The sequence below is a fragment of the Leisingera sp. F5 genome, from assembly GCF_001593695.1.
On sequence record NZ_LUKH01000894.1, the window covers coordinates 1 to 1,504 of the forward strand.

The following is a 1,504-nucleotide window of genomic DNA, read 5'->3' on the forward strand; positions in this document are numbered from 1 at the left end:
CGCCTGCACCGTTACAACACCGCCGAGGGCGAGCTGAGCGAAACCGCACTGCTGGAGCAGGAATTCGCAGCCCAGATGGGGGCAAAATACTGTCTGGCTGTGGCCTCGGGCGGATACGCGATGGCCACGGCCCTGCGGGCAGTTGGAGTCGAACCGGGCGATACGGTTTTGACCAATGCCTTTACTCTGGCACCGGTGCCAGGGTCGATTGCTTCTGTCGGGGCTCGCCCGGTCTATGTGGATGTGAATGAAAATCTGACCATTGATCTGGATGATCTGGCGGCGAAGGTTGGGCAGGCCAAAGTGCTGTTGCTGAGCCATATGCGCGGTCATCTGTGTGACATGGATCGCCTGATGCAGATCTGTGATGAGGCAGGGGTCATTGTGATCGAGGATTGCGCCCATACGATGGGGGCATCTTGGAATGGAGTCCTGTCGGGGCGTCACGGGACGGTTGGCTGCTATTCCTGCCAAACCTACAAGCATGTGAACTCGGGCGAGGGCGGGCTGCTCATCACCGACGATGAAGAGATCGCCGCCCGTGCCATCATGATGTCCGGCTCCTACATGCTTTATGGCCGCCATCTGGCGGCGCCGGGGCCAGAGGTGTTTGAGCGGGTGAAATATGAGACCCCCAACATCTCGGGCCGGATGGACAACCTGCGTGCCGCCATCCTGCGGCCGCAGCTGAGTGACCTGGAAACCCAGGTGCAGCGCTGGAATGACCGCTACCGCGAAGTTGAGAACGGCCTGCGCGGCACGCCGGGCTTGACCGTGGTGGAGCGTCCTGCGCAGGAAGTCTATGTCGGCTCCTCGATCCAATTCCTGCTGATGGACTGGTCCGAGGAGGCCGTGCGGGAGGCGGTGCGCCGCTGCGCCGCCCGCGGGGTTGAGCTGAAATGGTTCGGCACAGCGGAACCGGTGGCCTTTACATCCCGCTATGACAGCTGGCGCTATGCAGAGACGCCGCGCCTGCCGCAAAGCGACCGCATCCTGGCCGGTATCATCGACATGCGGGTGCCGCTGACCTTCAGTGTGGAGGATTGCGCTCAGATCGCCCGAATTATCCGCGCCGAGGTTTCCGCCGTCTATCAGTCCGCCTGATAAAGCGGCACCGTTGAGATCGATACCTTGGCGGATCCGTCAGTCAGCTCAGCCGCGTGGGCAGCATAGATTAGGGTCTGGTTGGCTTCGTCGAAGATGCGCTTCACCCGCAGTGACTTCAGGATGATGGAGCGGGACGCCCGGAACACGTCCTCGCCATCGCGGCCGCGGTCGATGTCACCGACTGAGATCGGTCCGGTCTGACGGCAAGCGATTGAAGCGTTGGATGGATCTTCGAACCAGTTTCCCTTGGAGAGACGGTCCAGCAGCCCGCGCTCGAAATAGGCGATGTGGCAGGTCACGCCGCTGACCTTTGGGTCGGCGATAGCCTCGATGATGATATCATTGCCGACCCAATCGACGCCGATCTGCCCGACCTCCTCAGCTGCGGCGGGCAGGC

Annotated in this window: 2 protein-coding genes; one reads left to right on the plus strand and one right to left on the minus strand. The window is 61.9% G+C overall.

All coding sequences use genetic code 11. The annotated features are described in order from the left end of the window. Positions 1-1,104, plus strand: a 1,104-nt coding sequence (locus tag A2I95_RS37180; RefSeq protein ID WP_291737485.1) for an aminotransferase class I/II-fold pyridoxal phosphate-dependent enzyme, incomplete at its 5' end; no start/stop codon positions are given. On the opposite strand, the gene A2I95_RS37185 is transcribed toward A2I95_RS37180, so the two are convergent. After that, positions 1,092-1,502 carry a CreA family protein gene (locus A2I95_RS37185; RefSeq protein ID WP_291737486.1) on the minus strand — a complete coding sequence of 137 codons (411 nt, stop codon included), beginning with the start codon at positions 1,500-1,502 and terminating at the stop codon, positions 1,092-1,094. The two genes, A2I95_RS37180 and A2I95_RS37185, sit on opposite strands and share 13 nt — an antisense overlap. Positions 1,503-1,504: the final 2 nt, after the last annotated feature.